The following is a 2,623-nucleotide window of genomic DNA, read 5'->3' as shown; positions in this document are numbered from 1 at the left end:
ACGGTTCGGGGGGAACCTCAACCCCCCACCAGTGGGGACTTTCTCATGGCCACGGACACCCCCGCATGCGCGGCGATCGTGCGCAGCCCCGGCGACGGTAACCCCACCGCCAGACCCAGCCACAACCGCAGGACTTCTCTGATCTCTTCCACAGCAACCTCCCGATAGCCCATGCCGCCGCCCCTTCCATGACTGCTCGTCACGGCCGAGTCAACGGGACCTGACCCCGGACCTTGGACACGTTGAATCCCGCAGTTCGCGGGGAGAAGCGAGATGATCAAGGTATGGCTCGGAGACACTATTCAGAGCAGTTTCGTCAGGACGCGGTGGACTTGTACGAGTCGACCCCCGGGGCCACGGTGCGCGGTATCGCCGCCGATCTTGGGGTCGAGCGCGGCACGTTGCGTCACTGGCTTGAGCGCTACGGCACCGGCCGCAAGACCGCTGCCGATGGCAGCGGGGCGGTCAGCCCGCTCAAGGCCCGCAACGGCGATGGGCCCGCTGTGGTGGGGCCAGAAAGCGCTGAGGCCAAGATCGCACGGTTGGAGAGGGAGAACGCGGCACTGCGTAGCGAGAAGCTCAAGCTGAGCACCGAACGGGAGATTTTGCGTCAGGCGGCCAAGTATTTCGCCGGGGAGACGAACTGGTGAGCCGCTTCCAGTTCGTCGCCGACCACCTCGACACCTACCCGGTCAAGTGGCTATGCGATCTCCTCGAGATCGCGTGTTCGTCGTTTTACGCCTGGCGCAAGGCGGCCCCGCGCCGGGCGGCTCGTGCGGAAGCTGATCATGTTTTGGCGCAACGTATTCGTGAGGTTCACGATGGTGACAGCACCTGTGGTGCACCGCGGATTACCGCGGAACTCAACGATGGGGTGGCGCTGGAGAACCGGGTCAATCACAAACGGGTGGCGCGGGTGATGCGCGCCCACGGCATTGTCGGTTATCGGCGGCGCCGTCGTGTGGTCACCACGATCCCTGAACCTGCCGATCGCATAGTCCCTGACCTGGTGGAACGCGATTTCACCGCGCCCGCCACGAACCGGGTGTATGTCGGCGATATCACGTATCTGCCGATCGCCGATGGCTCCAACCTGTACCTGGCTACGGTGATCGACTGCTACTCCCGACGGTTGACGGGGTGGGCGGTGGCCGATCATATGCGCACCGATCTCGTTGCCGATGCCTTGCAAGCGGCACAACAGACGCGAGGGTCGTTGTCGGGAGCGGTCTTTCACTCCGATCACGGCTCGGTCTACACCAGCAAGGCCTACGCCAACCTGTGCGCTGAACTCGGCGTGACCCAGTCCATGGGAGCGGTGGGCACCAGCGCCGACAATGCGATGGCCGAGTCGTTCAACGCCACGCTCAAACGCGAGGTCCTTCAAGATGAGCAGTCCTGGCCCGATGAGTTCACCTGCCGGCGTGAAGTCTTTGGGTGGCTCGTGCGTTACAACAACCGCCGAAGACACTCGTGGTGCGGGCACCAATCACCACTCACCTACGAAAACCGTTACGCTGCTACACTTCTACACGCAGCATAAATCCCACCCTGTGTCCAAGATCCGGGGTCAAGGCCCAACGGACAAAACAAGAGACCACCAGCGCAACGCGCCGGTGGTCCCATAACTGGCAATCCAGGTGGTCCCATCCCGATGGCAAAAATCAGCTCACAGCGGTCCCTTCACCGTGGCAAATGACACTCGCGGTACCTGACGCTTCGGCGAGAGTGTTGTCGGAGGAGTCGCGCACAGTGCTGACCGAGGGGTCGACTTTAAACTCGATCAGCCGGTCGGCATAGGCCAGCGATATGTATTGGGGGTTCATTTGGTCGACGCAAGACCATGAAGTACCCCAGGTTTAGTTCCTATGTGGTTGCGAGGGCCGGGGCGGCCGACTCGCAGATAGCTGAGGCGCCGTTGAGGGCGGCCTCGAACTCTGTGGGTGGTTGATAGTCGAGCGCTTCGTGTAGACGCTGTTGGTTGTACCACCAGACCCATTCGCAGGTGGCAAGCCCCACCTGCTCGACGGTGCGCCAAGGCCGACGCTGCCTGATCAGCTCGGTCCGTATGGTAGCCGCAACATGCCAACCGACGATCACGCGGGTGCAGGCATCGGTGACAAATTCGGTGTAGGCGAAGCCCTGCCAGGTTCGCACGCAGGTGATGTCGACGACCCATAGCTGGGACGACCCGTAGCTGGTTGGGTCGATCGGCACGAAACTGTCGCTGAACTCGGTCGGTAGGTCTGGCCGTGGTCGGGTCGGGACGGGTGGTGAAAGCCTTCGCTGCCCGCTGCACTCCGCGGACCCCGGCCAGTCGCATCAGCCGCCGGGTCTGATTCTCGGCCGATGTGGTGGCCGGCGCCGGCGGTGGTAGGTCCGTTCGATCCAGGTGACGATTGCGATCCGTAGCTGTTCACGGGTGTCCCAGCGTTGACGGTCGAGCACGTTGCGTTGCAGGAGCGCGAAGAAGATCTCCATAGCTGCGTTGTCCCCTCACGCCCCGACCTTGCCCATCGACCCCGTTGGACCGTGAGTATTCAAGGCGTGTAGGAATTTCCGCGACCGGAGCTGTGACCCTCGATCCGAGTGAACGATGCAGCCGGCCACCTCACCACGACGG

The 2,623-nt window shown here is 62.9% G+C and carries 2 protein-coding genes and 1 pseudogene; 1 reads left to right on the top strand and 2 read right to left on the bottom strand.

Going from position 1 to position 2,623, the window contains the following annotated elements:
• The first annotated feature begins 284 nt into the window (after nt 1–284).
• A protein-coding gene (locus AMD30_RS24110) for an IS3 family transposase (RefSeq protein WP_085949121.1) occupies nt 285–1,543 on the top strand; the annotation gives its coding sequence in 2 pieces (ribosomal slippage) (nt 285–630 and nt 630–1,543; 1,260 coding nt in all).
• A gap of 323 nt (nt 1,544–1,866) precedes the next feature.
• On the opposite strand, the gene AMD30_RS24105 is transcribed toward AMD30_RS24110, so the two are convergent.
• Both AMD30_RS24105 and AMD30_RS25170 read right to left on the bottom strand, forming a co-directional pair.
• Nucleotides 1,867–2,217: an integrase core domain-containing protein gene (locus AMD30_RS24105; RefSeq protein WP_005194698.1), complete on the bottom strand. Its 351-nt coding sequence runs from the start codon at nt 2,215–2,217 to the stop codon at nt 1,867–1,869.
• 105 nt (nt 2,218–2,322) lie between these two features.
• Nucleotides 2,323–2,623, bottom strand: a pseudogene (locus tag AMD30_RS25170) (IS3-like element ISAar45 family transposase); the annotation flags it as partial.

It is taken from the genome of Gordonia sp. HS-NH1 (assembly GCF_001418765.1).
Taxonomy (GTDB): domain Bacteria; phylum Actinomycetota; class Actinomycetes; order Mycobacteriales; family Mycobacteriaceae; genus Gordonia.
Note: the sequence above shows the minus strand (reverse complement) of the source record. Positions and strands in the feature narration are given on the sequence as shown.